At 42.4% G+C, this 21,830-nt stretch carries 20 protein-coding genes; 9 read left to right on the top strand and 11 right to left on the bottom strand.

Annotated features, from left to right (window positions below; all coding sequences use genetic code 11):
* Window positions 1–7: 7 nt before the first annotated feature.
* On the bottom strand, window positions 8–118 hold the full coding sequence (locus tag F9817_RS24015) for a PspA/IM30 family protein (protein ID WP_237476220.1): 111 nt from the start codon (window positions 116–118) through the stop codon (window positions 8–10).
* A gap of 17 nt (window positions 119–135) precedes the next feature.
* On the bottom strand, window positions 136–522 hold the full coding sequence (locus tag F9817_RS09995) for a DUF2170 family protein (RefSeq protein ID WP_161155044.1): 387 nt from the start codon (window positions 520–522) through the stop codon (window positions 136–138).
* Between the two features lie 321 nt (window positions 523–843).
* On the opposite strand from F9817_RS09995, the gene F9817_RS09990 reads away from it, so the two are divergent.
* Window positions 844–1,902 carry a potassium channel family protein gene (locus F9817_RS09990; RefSeq protein WP_161155041.1) on the top strand — a complete coding sequence of 353 codons (1,059 nt, stop codon included), beginning with the start codon at window positions 844–846 and terminating at the stop codon, window positions 1,900–1,902.
* 226 nt (window positions 1,903–2,128) lie between these two features.
* Here F9817_RS09990 and F9817_RS09985 read toward each other — a convergent pair whose 3' ends face one another.
* Both F9817_RS09985 and syd read right to left on the bottom strand, forming a co-directional pair.
* Window positions 2,129–2,905, bottom strand: a complete 777-nt coding sequence (locus tag F9817_RS09985; protein WP_161155038.1) for a Zn-ribbon-containing protein — start codon at window positions 2,903–2,905, stop codon at window positions 2,129–2,131.
* A gap of 1 nt (window position 2,906) precedes the next feature.
* Complete coding sequence (gene syd / locus F9817_RS09980) at window positions 2,907–3,452, bottom strand: SecY-interacting protein (RefSeq protein WP_237476219.1); 546 nt, start codon at window positions 3,450–3,452, stop codon at window positions 2,907–2,909.
* 96 nt (window positions 3,453–3,548) lie between these two features.
* On the opposite strand from syd, the gene queF reads away from it, so the two are divergent.
* The 5 genes from queF (at window position 3,549) to xni (ending at window position 10,877) form a co-directional block, all read left to right on the top strand.
* Entirely contained in the window at window positions 3,549–4,397 is an 849-nt protein-coding gene (gene queF, locus F9817_RS09975; RefSeq protein WP_161155030.1) for an NADPH-dependent 7-cyano-7-deazaguanine reductase QueF, read from the top strand.
* Between the two features lie 15 nt (window positions 4,398–4,412).
* Window positions 4,413–6,680, top strand: coding sequence for a tetratricopeptide repeat protein (locus F9817_RS09970; protein ID WP_161155028.1), 2,268 nt, complete (start codon window positions 4,413–4,415; stop codon window positions 6,678–6,680).
* 292 nt (window positions 6,681–6,972) lie between these two features.
* On the top strand, window positions 6,973–8,271 hold the full coding sequence (locus F9817_RS09965) for a GGDEF domain-containing protein (protein ID WP_161155026.1): 1,299 nt from the start codon (window positions 6,973–6,975) through the stop codon (window positions 8,269–8,271).
* A 372-nt stretch (window positions 8,272–8,643) separates the two neighbouring features.
* A complete protein-coding gene (gene ppnN / locus F9817_RS09960) occupies window positions 8,644–10,002 on the top strand; it encodes a nucleotide 5'-monophosphate nucleosidase PpnN (RefSeq protein WP_161155024.1) in 1,359 nt (452 codons plus the stop codon).
* 89 nt (window positions 10,003–10,091) lie between these two features.
* Window positions 10,092–10,877, top strand: a complete 786-nt coding sequence (xni, locus tag F9817_RS09955; RefSeq protein WP_161155022.1) for a flap endonuclease Xni — start codon at window positions 10,092–10,094, stop codon at window positions 10,875–10,877.
* Window positions 10,878–10,941: 64 nt separating this feature from the next.
* Here xni and rlmM read toward each other — a convergent pair whose 3' ends face one another.
* From rlmM to pomA, 7 genes are all read right to left on the bottom strand, one after another.
* On the bottom strand, window positions 10,942–12,033 hold the full coding sequence (rlmM, locus tag F9817_RS09950) for a 23S rRNA (cytidine(2498)-2'-O)-methyltransferase RlmM (protein ID WP_161155020.1): 1,092 nt from the start codon (window positions 12,031–12,033) through the stop codon (window positions 10,942–10,944).
* Complete coding sequence (locus F9817_RS09945; protein WP_161155018.1) at window positions 12,030–12,431, bottom strand: DUF423 domain-containing protein; 402 nt, start codon at window positions 12,429–12,431, stop codon at window positions 12,030–12,032. Before F9817_RS09945 ends, rlmM begins: the two co-directional genes overlap by 4 nt.
* The gene (locus tag F9817_RS09940) at window positions 12,421–13,047 is read right to left on the bottom strand and encodes an alpha/beta fold hydrolase (RefSeq protein ID WP_161155016.1); all 627 of its coding nucleotides are present in this window, start codon (window positions 13,045–13,047) and stop codon (window positions 12,421–12,423) included. The genes F9817_RS09945 and F9817_RS09940 overlap by 11 nt, the downstream gene beginning before the upstream one ends.
* Window positions 13,040–13,948: a transcriptional regulator GcvA gene (locus tag F9817_RS09935; protein WP_161155014.1), complete on the bottom strand. Its 909-nt coding sequence runs from the start codon at window positions 13,946–13,948 to the stop codon at window positions 13,040–13,042. The genes F9817_RS09940 and F9817_RS09935 overlap by 8 nt, the downstream gene beginning before the upstream one ends.
* A gap of 455 nt (window positions 13,949–14,403) precedes the next feature.
* Window positions 14,404–15,852: a tRNA uracil 4-sulfurtransferase ThiI gene (gene thiI, locus F9817_RS09930; RefSeq protein WP_161155012.1), complete on the bottom strand. Its 1,449-nt coding sequence runs from the start codon at window positions 15,850–15,852 to the stop codon at window positions 14,404–14,406.
* 225 nt (window positions 15,853–16,077) lie between these two features.
* On the bottom strand, window positions 16,078–17,070 hold the full coding sequence (locus F9817_RS09925; protein WP_161155010.1) for a flagellar motor protein MotB: 993 nt from the start codon (window positions 17,068–17,070) through the stop codon (window positions 16,078–16,080).
* A gap of 14 nt (window positions 17,071–17,084) precedes the next feature.
* Entirely contained in the window at window positions 17,085–17,849 is a 765-nt protein-coding gene (gene pomA / locus F9817_RS09920) for a flagellar motor protein PomA (RefSeq protein WP_161155008.1), read from the bottom strand.
* A gap of 810 nt (window positions 17,850–18,659) precedes the next feature.
* On the opposite strand from pomA, the gene xseB reads away from it, so the two are divergent.
* From xseB to dxs, 3 genes are read left to right on the top strand one after another with little or no spacing between them, the layout of a single operon-like run.
* The gene (gene xseB, locus F9817_RS09915) at window positions 18,660–18,902 is read left to right on the top strand and encodes an exodeoxyribonuclease VII small subunit (RefSeq protein WP_161155147.1); all 243 of its coding nucleotides are present in this window, start codon (window positions 18,660–18,662) and stop codon (window positions 18,900–18,902) included.
* 20 nt (window positions 18,903–18,922) lie between these two features.
* On the top strand, window positions 18,923–19,807 hold the full coding sequence (gene ispA, locus F9817_RS09910; RefSeq protein WP_161155006.1) for a (2E,6E)-farnesyl diphosphate synthase: 885 nt from the start codon (window positions 18,923–18,925) through the stop codon (window positions 19,805–19,807).
* Between the two features lie 20 nt (window positions 19,808–19,827).
* Window positions 19,828–21,693, top strand: a complete 1,866-nt coding sequence (gene dxs, locus F9817_RS09905; RefSeq protein WP_161155004.1) for a 1-deoxy-D-xylulose-5-phosphate synthase — start codon at window positions 19,828–19,830, stop codon at window positions 21,691–21,693.
* Window positions 21,694–21,830: the final 137 nt, after the last annotated feature.

Here is a 21,830-nt window from a genome sequence, read left to right as displayed (position 1 = left end):
AACGAACTTAGCGAATTTCCTGTTCTAGAATACGTAATTGATTTGCATCTACTACTGATTCAGCAGCATCATTAATACCGCCTTTAAAGGCAGAAAATAATTTTTTAAATACAGACATTGTGGTTACCTTCTCAATTAAATTAAAAACTCTTCATACATACCGATCAGCTCAGCAACATTATTAAATAATGTTTCCACTTCAATCTGGACACTTTCTAATTTTGATTGGGAAGATAAAGTACCAAACGCTGAATAATACCATTCACTATCAACTTCAGATAAACCAACTGTTGTTAATGGAATAATTTTATGCGTTTGAAGGATATATGTGTTCAATGCAGTTTTATCGCTAACTTTACTCACTGGAAATAGTAGAGTTTCTACAACTATTTGACTACCAGACACTGCTAAGTAAGCAGTAATACCATCATGATTAGTAATAACTAAACATGAATCATTGTCGCTAATATTCCATGTTGGGTAAGCTTCAGACAAGCTACTCTTGATCAATTCGATATTCATTAATATCTCTCTTTTTAGCCGTTGACGTTAACGTGTGATAAATCACTTTTTAATATTTTTTCGGATAATATTCGTTAACCGAAACTAAGGCAATTCTACGTCTAAAATTAAAAATGGTAGCAGGTAAAACCTAGATGTGTGTTCCAAATAGTACACCATGTTGGAGATACTTCGATAAGGGAGTGGAGCCTCTTTTTCACTTTCATGTACACTTCGCTACGTTGGCAAAGGTTCCCTAAATTTAGGTTATACGATAGCAATTGAGACTCGATTAACCTCTGGGAGAGAACAATAAAAACACCAAAAATAGGTGATAGATACATGCACATACTCAAACGCATATCGGTACTCGTTGCATTACATTTACAGCGTGTTACATGGCTAGGAATATTGGTTACGACAGTCTTTCACTATGGAATCTGCTGGTTAACATTCAATGCATTAGGAGAAAACGAGCTAACTCAAATACCTCGCTTTTTTTACTTTATGAATGTGACTGGCTCAACAGTTGGTTATGGTGATTACTCACCAATAACCACAACAGGACAACAGTTTTTAGCGTGGTATCAAATGCCGGTTAGCATTGCATTATTTGGTGTAGTGCTTGCAAAAATATCAAGCCAAATCAGAGATTTTATTGAAAGGAATATAAAAGGTATGAAAGATTTCGCTCACTATCAACAACACGTGATTATCATCGGCTGGCATGTTCCTCACACCAAAACGCTTGTGGATTGCATCTTGGCAGATAAAAAGCGCGAAAATGGCCGCATCATACTCGCTGTTGAAGATGAAACTATGCTCCACCCTTTACAAGAATATAAAGAAGTCGACTTTGCTGTCGTGAGCAGTTTTGCAGATAGTAGCGAGCAGCAGCGCTTGGCTTTAAATACAGCTAATCGGGTTATTATCTATGATCAAAATGATGAACGAACATTAACTACGGCGTTGGGTATCGCAAACCAAGTGAAAGACGAATGCCATATTGTCGCTTACTTCAACGATGCTGCTAAAGCCGCTCTTTTGGATAAACACTACAAAAATATCGAATGTAGCACTAACCGATCTGCAGAATTATTAGCACGTTCAATGCAAGACCCAGGTGCGTCACGCGTACTAAACCAGTTATTGAGCCCAAATATTGGCGCAACTCAATACACACTAAAAGTACCAGAGATAGAACCTATATCTGTTGCAGAGATTTCTCGCTACTTTAAAGAACAATATAATGCGATGCTCATAGCCATTGCTCACATGCAATCAGGTGATGATGTTGTGCTGAATCCTGCACCAGAAACTCTGGTTACATCGGGAATGTATCTACATTATATTTCAAGTGAGCGCTTACATTCGAAGCAACTCGACTGGCAGTGTAGATAGTCTATACCCAAATGATCTCAAGATGCAGGAGTGAGTGCATCATCAGCGAACCGAGGTCAAGCTCTATCACGGAAGGAATGGTTATCCCCTTTCAACGTAGAATTACTCTATCTGCAAATCTATGCCTTGCACAAGAGCGAATACATTCTCACTGAAACCTCATCTTGAGATTACTTGGATATAATAAGGTTGGCTTTCAGCCAACCTATTCGCTCTTGCTCGAACTCTATTTCAAATGATCCCAAGAGATATTAGAAACAATCCGGCACTTGTCGCATTTGAAATGAAAAATGTCATGAAGCGGTTCATCAAGCAACCATTCCCCACCACATTTAGGGCAACGGCGTGATTTTTCTTCCGCTAAACTTTTGCCGCCGACACGATACTGATAGTAGTACGTTGGCACCTTAGTTAAATACTCAATGCGCCCACGAATATCCCAACCGCGAATAAACAAGTCACTATCTACATCACAGATTTCATGCAGCGCAGCATGCTCTGCCTTGCAACTGCCCGCCATTTGGATTTCATCACACGCCTGCCATTCCGTTTGCCATTTCACAACAGACTTATGGTCACCATTAAACGTCGGCTTATTGCGGTAAAGAGGGATCGGCAATAAGTTTTCACCGCTACGCAATGGTGAACAAGTATGCACATAAGTGGTATATAGCACTTGCCAACTGGGAGCCATATTCTCAGCAGCTTGCTCTGAATTCATATCTCGGCCTAATAAACGAACTTTTGGTGCGAGTAAGCAAGCATCATTCAATCGTTCAAGGCAGACATGAACATAATCGGAGTGATTACGAGGATGTAAGCTCTCTTTTTCTGGGCAGACGACGCGAACAAAAAACTCCCCTTCCCCCATAACAACAGGGAATTCACGTCCAAGAATCTGGCCATTAAAGCGTAACGCTTCCATCAAGCCATTAATCGATTTCTCAACGGCGCTAATGGTCGTGTTGTCAAAACACTCAAATTCAAGCTCTACTACATACATATCAATACACCACAGGATTTACTTGGGTCAAAAATTCCACCAGCGTTGGCGCTAATATTTGGCGCTCTTTGCTCCCCAACGTTTCTAAAATAACTTCACCACTTATATTACAGATTGAAACAACCTGCATTTCATCATCTGTCGTAGCAATAAATACCGTCGGTTTTTGTTTCAAACGCCTTTGCATGACTAAATGTCCAAGAATGTTTTCTTGTAACCGAATGAAATCCTCATCACTCCATACTTGCAACAAAGTCAACGCGTTATTATTCCACTGAGCGGGGATATCTGCGCTATATTGACTTCCATAAAACAAAGCAATATCAGGATGTAACGTCAGCTCTATTGCCTCTTCTATATTAGAAAAATCAGCCTGAGAGTCGCGCACAACAGGTAACCAATACACGCTATGATCGGTGGTTTCTTCAATACAGGGAGAAGGTAAACCTACCAAATCATTATCTTGTGGTAAGTGGCCAGTTTGTTGTTGGCATAGCTCAACAAATCGTTGGCTCAACGAAAATAAAGCCGAATCTGCTGACGACATATTCTTCTCCATTGTTATTTGTCCTCTACTCGTTAATGACACACGCGCAGGGATTGCGTAAAATTCTCAGTATTCTAATCGAATTAACAGTAAAAAATGAGCAAATATTCAGATGCAAAAGAGTTAGCTGGTCTAACACTTGGGAAAAAAACCGCGTACGCGACTCAATACGATGCAACTCTATTACAACCCGTCCCGCGGAGTCTAAACCGTGATGATCTACATCTAGGTGAGTCTCTTCCATTTCAGGGATGTGATATTTGGACATTGTATGAGCTTTCTTGGTTAAACCAACGTGGACTGCCTCAAGTTGCGCTTGGGCACGTTGCTATTCCTGCTACTAGTGCGAATCTGATCGAATCTAAGTCGTTTAAGTTATATCTGAACAGCTTTAACCAAACTCGCTTTGCTGATTGGAACGAAGTACAAACCACTTTGATCAATGATTTATCAGCATGTGCCGGTGAAAGCGTTACTGTTGAAATCATGCCTATTGAACATTTTACCTCTCAACCTATCGCCACCATGCGCGGTGATTGCATCGATGAACAAGACATTGAGATCAACGATTATCAATTCGACGCCTCATTGTTAGAAGGCGCAACATTGGCCGGCGATTCGGTCACCGAAACATTACATAGCCATTTATTGAAATCGAACTGCTTAATTACCAGTCAACCAGATTGGGGCAGTGTTGAAATAGAGTACACCGGCAAGCAAATAGACCGTGAAGCACTATTGCGTTACATTGTTTCTTTTCGTGAACATAACGAATTTCATGAGCAATGCGTAGAACGTATTTTCACCGATATCATGCGCTTCTGTCAGCCAAGCAAACTGACGGTATATGCTCGTTATACTCGTCGTGGAGGGCTGGATATCAACCCATTCCGCTCAACAGAAACGGCAACTCCCGCTAATACTCAACGTCTAGCTCGTCAATAAAGGACTGATTACATAATGACTTTTACTCGCTGGCAATCTTGTTTTACGTTGCTTCTGATATGGTTTTCTTGTGGAGCCTACGCGACCATTTATTCCGCGCCCTCTCTCAATGAAGCCGCAGGATTGATTGATATCAGTCCTGCTCAAGCGAAAAAGCTGACCAGCGAGTATTTGCAAAACCGCCGCTTAACCGATAAAGCAGAAAAAGCACCGAATACCATCGCAAGAGATGAAACTGATACACGAATCAGAACACCTGGGAGTACAGTTGACGCATTACAATTGCTCGCACAAGCGGAATTTAATTTAGGTAATGCCCTCACAGCATACGACACACTCGATCATGCGGAAAAAATGACCCATGACTATCAACTTCCCTATCTGCATTTAGACGTCAAACTGTTGCAAGCAAAGCTGCATTGGCTCGATGATGAAAGTGCAGCAAATGCCAATGAACGAATTGATAAGATCGAGAAACAATTTAAACAGATCAAAAACTCTGACCAACTCGCCGCTGGTGTTAACTACAAACTGACTATGTTACGGGCAGAAGTCGCGTCTAAAGCTGACCAAACTTCCATCGCTGACAAATTATTTGATCAAGCAAAATCCTATTTAAACATTGCTAAATCCACACGTGTAAACATCGACTATCACCTATTAGTCGGCCAACATTACTTAAACCATGAAAGATACAATTTAGCGCTTTCCGAATTGTTAAAATCGTATTGGGATTCAATCGAAAGTGATTCGGGTGCAATGTTAGCCAAAACCAATGCGCTATTAGGGCGGCTATTTTTCGAACGACAAGTGCTCGATAAAGCGTTAGTTCACCTCTCTCAGGCAGCTGATTTCTATGGTAAATACGACAAATCACCGCTGTTAGCGAAAGTGCTGAAACGCATGGGAGACACCTACTTTCTGCAAAGTAAATTCAACCTTGCTTTAGTTCATTACTTCAATGTGATCGATCATGAAACCAGCAACAGTGATATTGCCGATGTCATCGAAACACGTCTATCCCTAGCCTCAACCTATTTGCAGTTGTACAACTACCCATTAGCCGACCAATATCTTAAACGTGCTGAAGAGCTCCTAAGTTATAGTGATATCCCACTATTAAAAGCAAAAGTAGCCTTGCTCAATGCTGGTCTGGCGTTTCATCAGAAACAAACTGATGATGTCATCAAATACGCGATTAAAGGGTTACAAATAAGCCGAGCATTGGGTAACAAAGCGCTGGAAGAACAAGCTTACCTTTTACTGTCTCAAGGCTATGAGCAATCAGAGCAATACGCACTCGCATTACAAAATATGAAATACCACAACCACTTATCTCAGTTAAGACAAGAAAAGCTTAACCGAATCAGTGAAGATGCATTTCGTCAGCAGAAAGAGTTCGTCGAGCAAACACTGCATATGGCAGGACAAGAACAGCAGCTGAAAAAACTGAAACAAGAATACAGTAAGTTCCAAAAAATAGCGTTTGGTCTCTTTATTACCTCTGCCCTGTTTTTCTTGTTACTACTGCGCCGCGGTTATGTCATTCAGCGCCAAAAAGATGAGATTGAGGAACTAAACAGCAACCTGTTTACCCATTCACGCTCGCGCTTACGTAACTTGCGCATGCTTAACGCTCGTTTGGCTACATCATTAGAGAAAAGCAGCCGCAGTTTTGAAGAGTGGCATATTGGTGAATTAATTAACGAACCGCTCAATGACCGGCTACGTTTTGTCATGATTGATATTCCGTTTATGCGCAATATGTATCTGCAACACGGATATATCGTCGGTTTAGAATTAGAACATGCTTTTGGCGCATTTTTAAAATCCAAACTCAATGATGATCAACGCATCTATCATTTTTCAGACTCGAACCTTCTTTATATTGAAACCAATACTGATCGCAACCGTCCACCAGAAGAGATGTTCGAGCAGTTTCAAGCATGGATAGATGAATTCGAACCTCATCGCCACTTAAATCGCAATATTCGGGTTGGTGTAGCTGATTACCCATTCTTACCACGAGCTTATACCGCCATTGATGATAAAGAACTTTTAGATATTTTGCTGATGGCCACTGATCTGGCGCGCGGTTTAAGCCTCCTTGAAGATACGAGCCAATGGGTATATTTCAAAGCGATTGATAACGCACCTGCGGCAAGTTTTGCTTCCAATAATATTCGACGCTCCTGTAAGTATGCGATTAACCAAGGTTTGGTGAAAATTCAATCCTCTTACAAGAATGAAGAGACCTTAAGAAAATTACTTAAAGAAGGATAAATCGCCAAAGCGTATATCGTACTAATAATGGAGATGTTCCTTGTCGTAAACCATTATTATTTGATATCATCACTTTTATGAATAGCGTTGTTTCTTTTCTTTTGATTTCAAGTTGATGCTTAGATAAGCCACCCATTAAGTCGGCTTACCCCACACATTTTCACCGAAAATCGTACGATCGTTAGATATTGTTAAGTAAGCACAACGCCCATCTCATCCTCTTCTTTGCATACTTGCAGTCTTAACGTTGACTTGCAAGTATGCCGTTTGAACTGTTTCAGGAAACTTGGTCATGCAGTACAGCTCTACAACAGAGTCCCCTACTAAATTAGCGGTTCAGCTAAAGCGCAGTAGTGATTGTTTACTCCGAGTTCCTAACCTCCCAGAACGTATAAAACGTGACTTGCATAACTTGCTGAGTTTTTCGTCAACTCATCAAAGTTCAGATACAGAAAAAGCATGCCAGTTACTCAATCTTTATGACATTACAATTAAGATCCTAACCTCAAATCGTGAAAGCACTATCCAAGAAATAGTGGGATATGAGACCAGTAGTGAACAGCTAAAGAGCCTGAATAAGGAGCTACAACATGTCATTACTGAACTGGATTTTGAAGGGGAATATGGCGATCTTTTAGTCGACATCCGTGCCAAATTGCTACTTGGTGTGAGTGCGAGCGCATTACTAGAACTCACACTTCAGGTACTTCAATTAGTGGTATTAGGTACCGAAAGTGAACGGAAAAGCTCGGAACGTTTTCTTGATCAAACGAATGAATCATTGCAGAAATTGCGCCACGGAACCGAACAAGTCGCACAGCAAAGCCAATCGGATCTGATACATCGACAAGCACTCAAAAAAAGTCTGAAAAGTGTCGTACACCGCAGTCAGCAATCATTAGTAAACGATAAAGACTTTTCATCTTTACAAACTCGTATGACTCCCTTGATAAGCGAGCTGGCCAGCCTAACCGATCAACTTGAGCAAGCCCAACGTAGAGAACAATTGTTAGTTGAACAAATTCAATATTCACAAAGACAAATAGAAGCGTTGAGTGATAGCACGCAAGAATATCGTCGTCGTCTAGCAGACCAAGCTCAACGACTGTTAATGGACCCGTTAACCAATACATTAAATCGCAATGCATTTAACGATCAGTTAGAAATTGAGTATCGCCGCTGGATTCGTAATCAACATAGCCTGCGTATTGCCTTAATCGACATTGATAATTTTAAACAGGTGAATGAACATTTTGGCTATAGTGCGGGTGATAAGGCATTAAAAATAATCACTCGTACCATCAATAAAGAGTTGAAACAAAACGATGTGTTAGCACGCTTCGGTGGAGAAGAATTTAGCCTAATTCTGCCCAATCATTCAGATAAAGAAGCACTTGTGTTGATACAAAAAATCCAACGTAACATCGCGTTATTACCATTTAAGTTTCGCGACCGTAGTTTACAAATCACAGTAAGCGTTGCATGTTCTGCATTCCAAGATGCTGACACTCCTGATATTTTGCTCGATCAACTCGGAAAATCATTAACAGAAATAAAGAACTTTGGCTCTAATCAATTAGCTTGGATATAAGAGACTCCTACTCTCAAATCACTTTGCACATTCAATGCTGGTTTTTTCGCATAACCCCGCCTAAACACACCGTGTACAAAAAACCAGCGATTTAGCAAGAATAACGTGCGCCCTCTCACATCCTGATAAATGAACGATTCCCGATCACTAAAAATGCACACTAGATTGTTAACTATACGAGCTAAGTGATTGAATAAGTGATATTAGCTATATTTAATCCACTTTCTAACCAACAAAGATTTAGGCGTAACCGACGGTCACATTTCTTTATTGGACATATTGAGCTTTAATTAACCGACCACTTCCATTTCTGAGCGCTCAAAGCGGCTAACACAGAAGTGGTTTTATTTTCCTCGTAGTAAGGAGGCCAGTATGATTACACAAGTCAGCCCTGCAGGCAGTATGGATTTGTTATCGCAGCTGGAAGTAGAACAACTTAAAAATACAGCGACTAGCGAACTGTACCAACTGTACCGTAATTGCAGCCTCGCTGTTCTTAATTCAGGTAGCCACACCGATAACTCAAAAGAGCTGCTTGATAAATATAAAAACTTCGACATCAACGTTATGCGCCGCGAACGAGGCATAAAACTAGAACTGGTTAACCCACCAGAACATGCTTTTGTTGATGGTCAAATCATTACCGGCATTCAAGAGCACCTTTTTTCTGTGCTACGCGATATTGTTTACGTCAATATGCAATTGCAAAGTGGTCCGAATGCCGATAATTCAGACACCACTTACCTCACTAACTTAGTCTTTGCCATTTTACGTAATGCAGGCGCACTGATTCCAGGCTTAACTCCAAATCTAGTGGTATGTTGGGGCGGACATTCTATTAACGAAATTGAGTACCAGTACACTCGTGAAGTGGGCAACGAGCTCGGATTGCGCAAACTCAATGTTTGTACTGGTTGCGGCCCTGGTGCGATGGAAGGCCCGATGAAAGGCGCAGCTATCGGTCATGCAAAGCAGCGCTATGCCGACCAACGTTATATCGGCCTAACCGAACCATCCATTATTGCGGCTGAGCCACCAAACCCGATTGTGAATGAATTAATTATCATGCCAGATATTGAAAAACGTCTGGAAGCCTTTGTTCGCTTGGGCCATGGCATTATTATCTTCCCTGGGGGGCCGGGCACTGCTGAAGAGTTGCTCTACATCTTAGGTATAATGATGCATCCTGATAATTCAGAACAACCATTGCCTATCATACTGACAGGGCCGAAAGAGAGTGAAGCTTACTTCCGTTCTATCGATCAATTTGTTGGCGATACATTAGGCCAAGATGCCCAAAAACTGTATAAAATTGTAATTGGCGATCCCGCAGAAGCAGCTCGTATCATGAAAAAATCCATGCCTATGGTTCGTCAACATCGTAAAGATATGGAAGATGCATACAGCTTTAACTGGTCATTAAAGATCGCTCCTGAATTCCAAATGCCATTTGAACCGACCCATGAAAATATGGCCAATTTGGACTTGCACCTTAACCAGGCCCCGCAGGAGTTAGCCGCTAACTTACGGCGTGCATTTTCTGGCATTGTTGCAGGTAATGTTAAATCCGAAGGGATTGCCGAAATTGAACAACATGGCCCATTTGAAATCCATGGAGAACCATCATTAATGAAAAAAATGGATACATTACTCAAAGATTTTGTTGCGCAAAATCGTATGAAGCTTCCTGGAGGAAGTGCCTACGAACCCTGCTATAAAATCGTGCAATAATACCTGAGATGTCTAACCACTATCCCTGGTAGTAATTCCATTTAATATCATTACAATAAGGGCTTATCAGCCCTTATTGTTTATTTATTATGTCTATTCATCTGGTTATTATCGATGCTCTCAACCTTATTCGTCGCAATCACGCGGTCCAAACGGATCCGACGGATATTGCCCGCACAATCGATACCACCAGTAAAACACTCACTCGTATCATCAACGAATCAGATCCTACCCATATCATTGCGGTATTTGATCATCACTTACAAGATAGAGGTTGGCGCGCGGAGCTCCTACCCGAGTATAAAGCAGGAAGAAAACCGATGCCTGAACCACTACAACAAGGACTGGAGTCCATTCAAGATGCATGGTGGGAATTAGGCGTTGATTCACTGCTTTCTAGCGGAGATGAGGCTGATGATCTGGTTGCGACACTAGCGACAAAAGTGGCTGCTCATCAAGAAAAAGTGACCATCATTTCGACCGATAAAGGTTACTGCCAAATTCTTTCTCCTACACTACAAATCAGAGATTACTTTCAGCAACGCTGGTTAGATGCCCCGTTTATTGCCGATGAATTTGGCGTTAAACCTGAGCAGCTTGCAGACTACTGGGGATTAACCGGGGTAAGCTCAAGCCAAGTACCTGGCGTACCGGGAATTGGTCCTAAAGCCGCCAAAGAGATCTTAACCCAATTTCCAGATATCGAAAGTGCCTATGCCAGTGAAGAACTCCCAAAAAAATATCGTAAAAAGTTGGATGAACATATAGAAATGGCACGTATTTGCCGTCAGGTTTCAAAGCTTAAAACCGATATCGAGCTTGGATTTAACCTGCAAGATATTCGTTTTAACCCAGCGGATAACGAACAAGCATAACCACCGAGTAGAAATAAAAAGAGCGCCTCAGTCACTGCGGCGCCCTTTCTTTATTCATTCTTAATTAGTGTGGCGAAATATTCGATAACACTTGTACCGCAACCGTAATCTCTTCACGATCATGGTAAAGATGTTTCGCTTGAAGACGGAATTTCACATCATTTTCTTTCAAGAAAACCTTCAAGTTCTCAATATCATCTAACACTTCGTCGTAACGACCTTTCATTGGCAACTTAAGGTTAAAGATAGCTTCTTTCGCCCAGCCAGAAATAAGCCATTCTCCCATTAACTGAGCAACTCGCGATGGCTTCTCGATCATGTCGCACACAATCCAAGTAACATTCTTACGCGGAGGCTCAAATTTAAACCCATCAACCATATGGTGATGAACTTGCCCTGTTTCCATCAAGCTATCGGCCATCATACCGTTATCAATCGCATGAACGAACATCGAACGTTTGACGAGTTGATAAGTCCATCCTCCCGGACAAGCACCTAAATCGACCGCCCACATACCGGGCGCCAAGCGCTCTTCCCATTCATCACGAGGAATGAAAACATGAAATGCTTCTTCCAGTTTCAACGTTGAACGGCTAGGTGCATCCGCAGGGAACTTCAGACGCGGAATCCCCATAAAGAACTGCGAGTTATTTCCTGGATAAGAGAAACCTGCAAAGCAATGACCAGGCGCAACAAAGCACACGTGCATAACTGGCTTTTTATTGCTTTCTGTTTTGTGCAATAAACCTTTACCACGCATCGCTTGACGAAGTGGCACAGTAAACTTGCGACAAAACTTCAATAACTCTTTGGCTTCATTCGTATCTGGTGTTTCGATACGAAGCTCACCACAACGCGGTAAAGACTCTACATCAGCCAGATCAGCTAACATAGGTGAGATACGGTCTTCTTTTGGTAGATCTTGCCACTCTGCCGCTACAGCAAACATTTGACGAGCAAAAATCAGCGCTTGGAAATCGATTTGGCGAATCAGCTTTTCAGCATCGCCATCTTGGTAGCACTCAAATAAAACAAAGCCGCTATTACTTTTTAACCGCGGGAAACCAAATACTTCCAACTGCGTCGCTTTATCTTGAATCTCTCCCGCACACTCTTTTTCAAAACCAGAGCGACAATAGAGCATGACTTGTTTCACGAATTCACCTCATTACTTTTTAGCGCTGCTACCACAAAGAATACCCAACCTAGAATAAACAGTAATCCGCCCAAAGGAGTAATCGGGCCAATCCACTTCACACCGGTTAAGGCAAGGGCATACAAACTACCACTAAAACAAAAGATGCCGATGATAAAGCAAATCGCCGCACGACTGAAATTTTTTTGCGCCGCGGCACCAAAGTTAGGTAATAACATCAGCACGCCTACCAGCAAAATCGCCGCTGCATGAATAAATTGGTAATGTACGCCCACTTGAAAAACTGCGTCCATTTTTGGGGTAACGATGCTCTTCAATCCGTGGGCAGCAAACGCCCCCAAAACAACGCCTAATCCTGAAAATATCCCACCAATCGCGAGTAAAGATTTAGCTTGCATCGTACACCTCAAAAATGAACTGACTTAATTTTTCTACAGCAAGTGCAATATTACCTTGCTCGGTAAAACCCGATGCTTTACGAGGTTTAAAGCTATGGTCACCATCAGGCAGAAACTCATAATGCACCTTATCGCTAAACGAAAAATCGGCGAACTCCTCACGTTTGCCAAAGGTATCTCGCTCACCTTGTAAAATAAGGCAAGGTTTAGTGATTGTCGCTAAATGTTCGCCTTTAAAATTCTCCGGCTTTCCCGGAGGATGGAAAGGAAACCCTAAACACGCAATTGCAGCAACCTTAGGATGTTCTGCCAGATGAGAGGCCATACGTCCTCCCATCGACTTACCACCTATAACCACCTTCTCATCGGCAAACTTATCAATCCACTCTTCAAATGCAGCCAATAACTTTGGTGCACGATCTGGCGGACGTTTTTTTCCATCTTCAGCGCGTTTAATCATATATGGAAAATTGAACCGTAAGACACGAATGCCCTTATCGACTAATCCTAACGCAACATTTTCCATGAATTCGTGATTCATTCCTGCGCCAGCTCCATGAGCAAATATAAACAGGGGAGCCTCTGGCTCACCATTCATTTGCCATTCATTACTCATCTAACATCTCCTCTTGCTCACTGCGGGCTTTTTTAATCATCCAGTCGCGAAAAGTCGCCACTCTCGCCATGTCGGCTTGTTTCTCATCACACACGACATAGAAAGCATTAGGGGTCATCAATATTTCATCAAATGGCGCAATCAAGCGACCGGCTTCCATCTCAGGCTGAGCCAATACGTTATTACCTAATGCAATGCCCTGACCGTGAGCTGCCGCCTGTAGCACCATGGTCGTGTGGCTAAAAATGGGGCCATGATTCACATTTACCCCTTCTAAGTGATTATCTTTCACAAACTGTTTCCAATAATGACGAGAGGTATCATGGAGCAAGGTATGATTAGCTAAATCTGCCAATTTATCCAATGGCTTATTACCAAGTAATAACGTGGGTGAACACAAAGGAATTAAATATTCTTGATACAAAAGATCCGAACGCAAGCCCGGCCAATTTCCACGTCCATAGTAAATGGCAACATCAACATCATCGGTTAACGAACCTTCATCTAAATCTACCGCTTTAATCCGAACATCAATATCTGGCTCCTGCTGGTTAAAATCCGACAGACGAGGAACCAGCCACTGGATAGCAAAACTTGGTGGCAAACTGATAGTCAACGCCCCTTTTTCAGACCGCTCTAATAGCTTGTCCGTTGCTTCAGCGATAGAGGTAAAAATATCTTTAATATCCGAAAAATAACTTTGCCCTTCTTCTGTTAACAGCAAAGAGCGATTACGGCGGCGAAAGAGTTTTAAACCAAGGAATTCTTCCAACGCCTTAATTTGATGACTCACTGCCGCTTGAGTCACAAACAGCTCTTCTGCTGCGCGGGTAAAACTTAAATGTCGAGCGGCGGCTTCAAACACTTTGAGCGAATTCAGTGGCGGTAATCTTCTAGACATTAGCTTGCTCTATCATGGATTAGTTTTTCTTATCTGAAACATTATAAATTGTCCGTTGCTAACGAGCCAGAGAAAATCTATATTTCACCCCGCAACGAAAACCTGAACGGCTTGGTTCTTTTTGAATCAATTGGTTTTTGTTGCGATGTTGTGTTTGCAAACTCGAATTTCGAGTTAGGTAGTTTCTACCATCCAGTTTTGTACAGTTATCCCCTGTGCAGAACTTACTTCCTGTATTTATTTTTTGACCTGTCTGTCAAATTTATTTTCACCGCCTAACAGGGCGGTGTTTTTTTATCTAAATTTCAATAGATTAGATTAAAATCATCACAATAATCTATCAATCCATTATTGATAATTCACCTACTACATACCCTTTTACCGACATAAAAAAACGCCACTGCATAATGTCAGTGACGTTTGAATTTTTGTGATAGATGAATTATTTCTATCGATTAAGGGCGATACACCTTCACGTTTTCAAACCCTTGCTCTTTTAGATACAGCGCTTGTAAACGGCTCATGACACCACGGTGGCAATACAGCAAGTAAGTTTTAGACTGATCCAAATCACCAAACTTAGTCGACAGTTTGTAGAATGGGATATGGGTAACTTCAACACCCTCAATTTCTAGCGGCTGTTCATCTTCCTCATCAGGGCTACGAATATCAAGAACGACGGCTTGATCTTGCACGGCAGAAACTAATTCCACTTCTGGAGCAGCTTCTTCACTCTCTTTAGCAATATCACGAATATCCATCTGACGAGCGTCGTAAACCACTTGATCAAGAATACCGAAATCAAATTTCGCTTCTTCTTTCTCTAATTTCTCTTTCACCGCTTTTACAGTTGGTTTACGAGAAATCACGCCACAATATTCAGGCATGGTTTTCGCAAAATCTTCCGTGCCGATATCACGCGCTAGATTAATGATATCTTCTTTATCCCAGTTAATCAGTGGGCGAAGAATCAAAGAATCGGTTACGCCATCGATATGACGTAAGTTCGTTAAGGTTTGGCTCGATACCTGACCTAACGCTTCACCGGTCACTAAAGCTTGAATGCCGAACTTTTCAGCCACCATTCCAGCAGCACGCATGAACATGCGTTTTAGCACCACACCCATTTGGCCGTCATCGACTTTTTCCAAGATTTCAGCGACAACAGGTTCAAAGTCAATCGCAATAAAGCGCACTTTGGCAGATGAACCATATTTATTCCAAAGATAGTGTGCTACTTGCTTCACACCAATCTCGTGAGCAGGCCCACCTAAATTAAAGAAGCAGTAGTGAACTTTTGAACCGCGTTTAATATGTAAGTAGCTCGATACACCTGAGTCGAAACCACCCGAGATCAAACTTAATACATCTTCTTGCGTACCAAGAGGGAAGCCACCTAACCCTTTATGACGGGCATCAACTTGATTCAACAGCTCATCGCGAACTTCAATATTGATAGTCACATCTGGCTTTTTCAGTTTAACACTCGCACTTTCTACCGCTTGGTTTAAACCACCACCAACATAACGCTCAAGTTCAATGGAGGTAAAATCGTGCTTACCACGACGTTTAGCCCGTACCGCAAAGGTCTTATTTACGATTTTATCTTTGCTGTGCTCAAGAACCTGTTCGTAGATATTATGCAAATCGGTAAAAGTCGATTGTTTCACTTCAAGGATATGGTGAATGCCCGGAGTATGGGTCAAAATCTCCAATACTTCGTTGAAATATTCATCACTTTCAGCGGCCACTTCAATATGATCTCGACGGTTAAATACCGAAACAGACTCCGTTCTGCGCTTAACAATGATGCGAATATTGCTTTCTAGAATCTTAGTGAAACGCTTACGAACTGATTCACTTTTAACATAAATTTCTGGATGAGGCTTAACAATAAATTTCATAGGTGTATTCGCAATCTCAGTTAGACATCAGGTACGCAGAGTATTTCAGTAATCGAGGACTCAAGCGTCACCGCTAAGGGGGCGGGATTATACACGATCTCGAATAGCGTCAAAAGCTTTATGCCTAAATGGCTGTGATTAAGGCGCTTGAGTAAGTAAATTACTCACTAAAAATAACAAAGCGAGCCATAGCTCGCTTTGTATACAAGGGTTCAATAACCAGAATTATTGATTCGGTGTTGCTGGCGCATTTTGCCCAGCGCCCCCATCTCCGGGAATGGATGGCACTTCATCACTATATAGAGGTTCACCTTGCATAATGCTGATTTCAACCCGACGGTTTTCCGCACGATGTTCAGGTGTATCATTGGGAACCAATGGATCGGTATCGGCTAAACCACGAACTTGCAAGCGATCATGGTTAAAGCCTTTCACTTTTTCCATTTCCTGTGCCACTGAAACCGCGCGTTGAGCAGACAGATCCCATAGTGAACGATACAGTTCCGAATCTATCGGTTGGTTATCGGTATGCCCTGTAATTCGAATCTTACCCGGAACATCTTTGACTAACTCAGCAATTTGGCGAACCAATGGGCGGAATTTCGGCTGTAAAAATGCCGAGCTTGCAGGGAAAGCCCCTTTCTCTTTAATGCGGATAACAATTTGTTGGCCAAGATTTTCAACTTCAATGGCCCCTTCCGCGATTTCTCGCTGAAGTGCTTTACGAATCTTCTCAACGGTTGAATCAACATCTTCTTCCGACATCGCTTCAGATTGCTGTTGCTGTTGAACCGATTCCGTATTCTGGTTCATTTCCGTTGAAGTTTCAGGCGATTGTCCCCCATCGAGTTTACCTGCATCACGCTGACTACCACCAGCACGATCCGATTCACCTTCTTGGAACTCTAGGGTTTGCTGAGTGATATCGATGGTTTGCTGCATAATAACATCGATAGGTGTAGGTTCTGGACGACCTGGACGGAATTCTTGCGCAATGATACTGGTCCCTTTTGGGATATCTTTCACTTCCAGTTTATTTTGCACACCAAAGGCAAATTTCATTGAGCCAGCAATTTGCTTAAACTTCAGCACGTCCATTTCTGAGAACGAAAGGAGCAGTACGAAGAAGCACATCAGCAATGACATTAAGTCCGCAAATGTTCCCATCCATAAAGGTAAACCGGGGGGCGGACATTTACATTTTTCTTCGTCATCCATATCTACTTATTCCACTATTCGTTATCAACATCTAACACACGTTTACCTTCATTGAGGTAGTTTTTCAGGTAGCTATCAATAACTCGAGGATTTTGACCGTCTTGAATAGCCAGCACTCCATCCATAATCAAACGACGATTCAACGTTTCTTGATCACGACGTAATGCTAACTTATCCGCAATTGGGAAAAACACCATGTTAGACAACACAGCACCATACAGCGTGGTTAACAAGGCGACTGCCATCGCAGGGCCAATCGATTTAGGGTCGTCCATGTTAGATAGCATTGCCACCAAACCTACGAGTGTACCGATCATCCCCATTGCTGGCGTTACATCACCAAACGCGCGGAACACATTGCCGCCAGTTTCATGACGTTCAGTGGTCAGTGCAATATCTTTTTGCAGTGTGGCTCGAACGACATCGGCATCATGGCCATCGACAAGTAAATCAATCCCTTTTTGCATAAAAGAGTTGGTAATTTCCATTTCTTCAAGGGCAAGGAACCCCCCTTTACGAGCAGCATCGGCCATTTCAACCACTTTGGCGATTAAATCTTCAGGCTCATCTGCCTTAAACATGAAAGCTTTGCCCGCAATTTTTGCGGCACCAAAAAACTGCCCCATGGTAAATTTCATCATAACAACGAAGATAGACCCACCAACTACGATCAAAATCGAGGTGACGTCGACGAACATCATGATGCTGCCGCCCAAAATCATCGCCATTGTTACGAAAGCCAAGCCACCAATAAGGCCTATTAGCGTTGCTAAATCCACGAAGCACTCCTCATGCTACTGTTTATTCGCGTTTAAGTGTTTACTCAACGTTATCGGCAAGATTATCAAATCCTTGAGTTAATTATATATAGTGCAATGTAAAATGCAGATTTTCTCACCTTATCTACCCAAGTCAGCCCAAGAATTTGGGTTCAAAGAGAAAGTATTCACTCTGAGGTAAAAATCTGATTTGAAGACATCGTCATTCTATGCAAAAAATCAGCTACGCAGTATAGAAGCGCACCTTGATAACCGAAACATGCGATACGTTAAATTTAATATATACCCAAATAACCTCAAGAGACTGTTTCAACGAGAATGTATTCGCCCTTAGTACAGTTCCATTCATGCCACATTACGATGCTCTTTAAGAAAACTATAGATAAATGAACCTGATGCCCGTGTTAATAACAAGGGTTTGTGAACACCGTTCAGTAATCTCATTTCTATCGTAAATTCACACACAGCATCGTACATATAAGATAAGCTGCCAATTTAAGTATTAACGTTAAAGCTCAATAGATTAACCAATAAATCGTTGCATAACTACGCATCGGTGTCACCTGAAAACATGATAGAATGCTCTGCAACTCAATCAGATAGGTCACTCTTTAAACACTCTAGCTAATTTTCGCTTACAAATATTGCAATTCACCCTATTGCATCATTATGTCTCTTAAACAACTTAGGCATTTTTTCACGTTAAGTGCTAACAGAGTTTGTTTATTTGTGACAAAATTATTTGGTTAAATTTGACCGTAGGTAATCCCTAAGGTAACTTTCGTGCATCTTTCTCAAGGTAAAATCATTATGGCGAGTAAAAAACCGGAAAATATGTCCTTTGAAGAAACCATAACCGAACTCGACACTCTGGTTGAGCAGCTAGAAAATGGTGAACTTCCTCTGGACGATGCTCTGAAAAAGTTTGAACGAGGCATCGCCCTCGCACGTTCAGGACAAACTAAACTTGATGAAGCAGAGCAACGTGTCAGTATTCTGCTTAGTAATAGTGATGAAGCACCACTGAGTGATTTTGCCGACTCGCAAGAATGATGATGGATGAAAAGAGCTCTATGAATGAGGCCTTAACCTCTTTACAGAAAAGAAACAATCAACAGCTTGATTTATGGTTAAACCATTTACCAGATCAGAACCAAAGCCTAATTCAGGCAATGCGTTATGGACTGCTTTTGGGAGGGAAACGTGCCCGCCCATTTTTGGTTTATATCACGGGTCAAATGCTCAATTGTGAGTTAGACGATCTCGATACACCAGCGTCAGCCATAGAGTGTATCCATGCTTACTCTCTGATTCATGATGATTTACCAGCAATGGACGATGACGAATTGCGTCGCGGCCAAGCCACTTGCCATATTAAGTTTGATGAAGCGACAGCCATTTTAACCGGAGATGCTCTGCAAACTCTGGCGTTCACCATTTTATCTGAAGGCGCTTTATCCCTAAATGGTGAAAAAAATCGAGTAAAAATGATTCAGGCCTTAGCTCAAGCGTCTGGTGCGCAAGGTATGTGCCTTGGCCAAGCACTGGATTTAGCGGCAGAGAATCGCTCGGTTGGTTTACAAGAATTGGAACATATCCACCGCAATAAAACTGGTGCGCTAATGCGTTGCGCTATTCGCCTTGGTGCGATGGCAGCTGGCGAAAAAGGTCTTGAGGTTCTCCCTCAACTTGATCGATATGCTGACGCAGTGGGACTTGCTTTCCAAGTTCAGGACGACATCCTCGACATTATTAGTGATACACAAACACTAGGAAAGCCACAAGGCTCAGATCAACAATTACATAAAAGCACTTACCCGGCTCTTTTAGGGCTCGAAGGTGCAATAGATAAAGCGCAAACTCTGTTGCAAGAAGCGCTTCAAGCATTAGAAGCAATTCCCTATGACACAGAGTATCTCGAAGCGTTCGCACGATACGTTATCGAGCGCAAAAACTAACACAATCAGCGCGCATAACTATGACTCTAGATATCTCTAAATATCCGACGTTAGCACTTGTTAACACTCCGGATGATTTACGTAGCCTGCCAAAGGAGGTTCTGCCTCAGTTGTGCGATGAGCTACGAACATTTTTGCTTAATTCAGTCAGTCAATCCAGTGGTCACTTGGCTTCCGGATTAGGCACCGTCGAATTAACCGTGGCACTTCACTATGTGTACGATACTCCTAATGATCAGTTAATTTGGGATGTTGGCCATCAGGCGTACCCGCATAAAATTTTAACTGGCCGTCGCGAACAGATGGGCACTATCCGCCAAAAAGGCGGTTTACATCCTTTCCCTTGGCGTGAAGAAAGCGAATACGATACGCTGTCAGTGGGTCACTCATCAACGTCTATCAGTGCTGCACTTGGTATGGCCGTTGCAGCAGAGAAAGAAGGTGAAGGACGTAAAGTTGTTAGCGTGATTGGTGATGGGGCGATTACGGCGGGTATGGCATTTGAAGCCATGAACCATGCCGGTGGTATCAACCCTGATATGCTAGTGATTTTGAACGACAACGAGATGTCGATCTCGGAAAACGTTGGCGCATTAAACAACCACCTTGCTCAATTGTTATCCGGTAACTTCTATACGTCTATTCGAGAAGGCGGTAAGAAGGTGCTTTCCGGAATTCCGCCAATCAAAGAGCTTGTTCGTCGCACCGAAGAACACCTTAAAGGTATGGTAGTACCGGGCACTTTATTTGAAGAGCTGGGATTTAACTATATTGGCCCTGTTGATGGTCACGATGTTCTAGAACTGATTAAAACCCTCAAAAATATGCGCGATTTGAAAGGCGCTCAGTTCCTGCATGTCATGACCAAAAAAGGGAAAGGTTACGAACCAGCCGAGAAAGATCCGATTGGTTATCACGGCGTCCCTAAATTTGACCCAAATACGGATAGCCTGCCGAAAAGTAAATCGACCCAGCCAACGTTTTCGAACATTTTTGGCGATTTCTTATGTGATATGGCAGCGCAAGATCCAAAACTGCTTGCTATTACACCAGCAATGCGCGAAGGCTCAGGGATGGTTCGTTTTTCCAAAGAATACCCAGAACAATACTTTGATGTGGCTATTGCAGAGCAGCATGCAGTGACGCTAGCGACAGGGATGGCTATTGGTGGTTATCACCCCATCGTCGCTATCTATTCGACGTTCTTGCAACGTGGCTATGATCAACTTATCCATGATGTTGCAATCATGAACTTACCGGTTATGTTTGCAATTGACCGCGCAGGCCTCGTGGGTGCAGACGGCCAAACCCACCAAGGTGCGTTCGATCTTAGCTTTATGCGCTGTATCCCTAATATGACTATCATGACTCCAGCAGACGAAAATGAATGTCGTCAGATGCTGTATACCGGTCATCAACATCAAGGTCCTTGTGCAGTACGCTACCCTCGTGGCAGTGGTATGGGTGCAGAAATTGAGACTCAATTTACCGCTCTCGACATTGGTAAAGGCCGCATGGTGCGCAGTGGTGAAAAAGTGGCGATTCTTAACTTTGGTACCTTCTTACCAAGTGCTCTAGAAGCTGCAGAAACATTAAATGCGACCGTTGCTGATATGCGTTTTGTAAAACCATTAGATGAAGCATTAATTCGTCAATTAGCTGCTGAACATGATGTTTTGGTCACTGTAGAAGAAAATACTATCGCAGGCGGTGCCGGTGCTGGTGTGAACGAATTTCTGATGCAAGAGAAACTGCTAAAACCAGTACTAAACATTGGTTTACCGGATCGCTTCATTGCCCAGGGAACTCAGCAAGAGCTGCATGCAGAGTTAGACCTTGATGGCGCTGGTATCGAAAAATCCATTCGTGATTATCTAGCTAAATAGAACTTCGGTTGTATTGAATACAAAAAGTGCTCAGCTAAGGCTGAGCATTTTTTATCTCTGTATCGATATCAATAACGTAGCAAGGGAATGACATTCAACGGCCTCCTCCTTGCTTATCAAACTCTGCTTTTGGGCTA

It is taken from the genome of Vibrio eleionomae (genome assembly GCF_009874545.1).
Classification (GTDB): Bacteria; Pseudomonadota; Gammaproteobacteria; order Enterobacterales; family Vibrionaceae; genus Vibrio; species Vibrio nitrifigilis.
This window is presented reverse-complemented; position numbering and strand designations above follow the sequence as displayed.

Coding starts and splice junctions, on each gene's coding strand:
- F9817_RS24015 (WP_237476220.1), bottom strand. CDS start 118: ATGTCTGTATTTAAAAAATTATTTTCTGCCTTTAAAGGCGGTATTAAT.
- F9817_RS09995 (WP_161155044.1), bottom strand. CDS start 522: ATGAATATCGAATTGATCAAGAGTAGCTTGTCTGAAGCTTACCCAACA.
- F9817_RS09990 (WP_161155041.1), top strand. CDS start 844: ATGCACATACTCAAACGCATATCGGTACTCGTTGCATTACATTTACAG.
- F9817_RS09985 (WP_161155038.1), bottom strand. CDS start 2,905: ATGTATGTAGTAGAGCTTGAATTTGAGTGTTTTGACAACACGACCATT.
- syd (WP_237476219.1), bottom strand. CDS start 3,452: ATGTCGTCAGCAGATTCGGCTTTATTTTCGTTGAGCCAACGATTTGTT.
- queF (WP_161155030.1), top strand. CDS start 3,549: ATGAGCAAATATTCAGATGCAAAAGAGTTAGCTGGTCTAACACTTGGG.
- F9817_RS09970 (WP_161155028.1), top strand. CDS start 4,413: ATGACTTTTACTCGCTGGCAATCTTGTTTTACGTTGCTTCTGATATGG.
- F9817_RS09965 (WP_161155026.1), top strand. CDS start 6,973: ATGCAGTACAGCTCTACAACAGAGTCCCCTACTAAATTAGCGGTTCAG.
- ppnN (WP_161155024.1), top strand. CDS start 8,644: ATGATTACACAAGTCAGCCCTGCAGGCAGTATGGATTTGTTATCGCAG.
- xni (WP_161155022.1), top strand. CDS start 10,092: ATGTCTATTCATCTGGTTATTATCGATGCTCTCAACCTTATTCGTCGC.
- F9817_RS09945 (WP_161155018.1), bottom strand. CDS start 12,431: ATGCAAGCTAAATCTTTACTCGCGATTGGTGGGATATTTTCAGGATTA.
- F9817_RS09940 (WP_161155016.1), bottom strand. CDS start 13,047: ATGAGTAATGAATGGCAAATGAATGGTGAGCCAGAGGCTCCCCTGTTT.
- F9817_RS09935 (WP_161155014.1), bottom strand. CDS start 13,948: ATGTCTAGAAGATTACCGCCACTGAATTCGCTCAAAGTGTTTGAAGCC.
- thiI (WP_161155012.1), bottom strand. CDS start 15,852: ATGAAATTTATTGTTAAGCCTCATCCAGAAATTTATGTTAAAAGTGAA.
- F9817_RS09925 (WP_161155010.1), bottom strand. CDS start 17,070: ATGGATGACGAAGAAAAATGTAAATGTCCGCCCCCCGGTTTACCTTTA.
- xseB (WP_161155147.1), top strand. CDS start 18,660: ATGGCGAGTAAAAAACCGGAAAATATGTCCTTTGAAGAAACCATAACC.
- ispA (WP_161155006.1), top strand. CDS start 18,923: ATGAATGAGGCCTTAACCTCTTTACAGAAAAGAAACAATCAACAGCTT.
- dxs (WP_161155004.1), top strand. CDS start 19,828: ATGACTCTAGATATCTCTAAATATCCGACGTTAGCACTTGTTAACACT.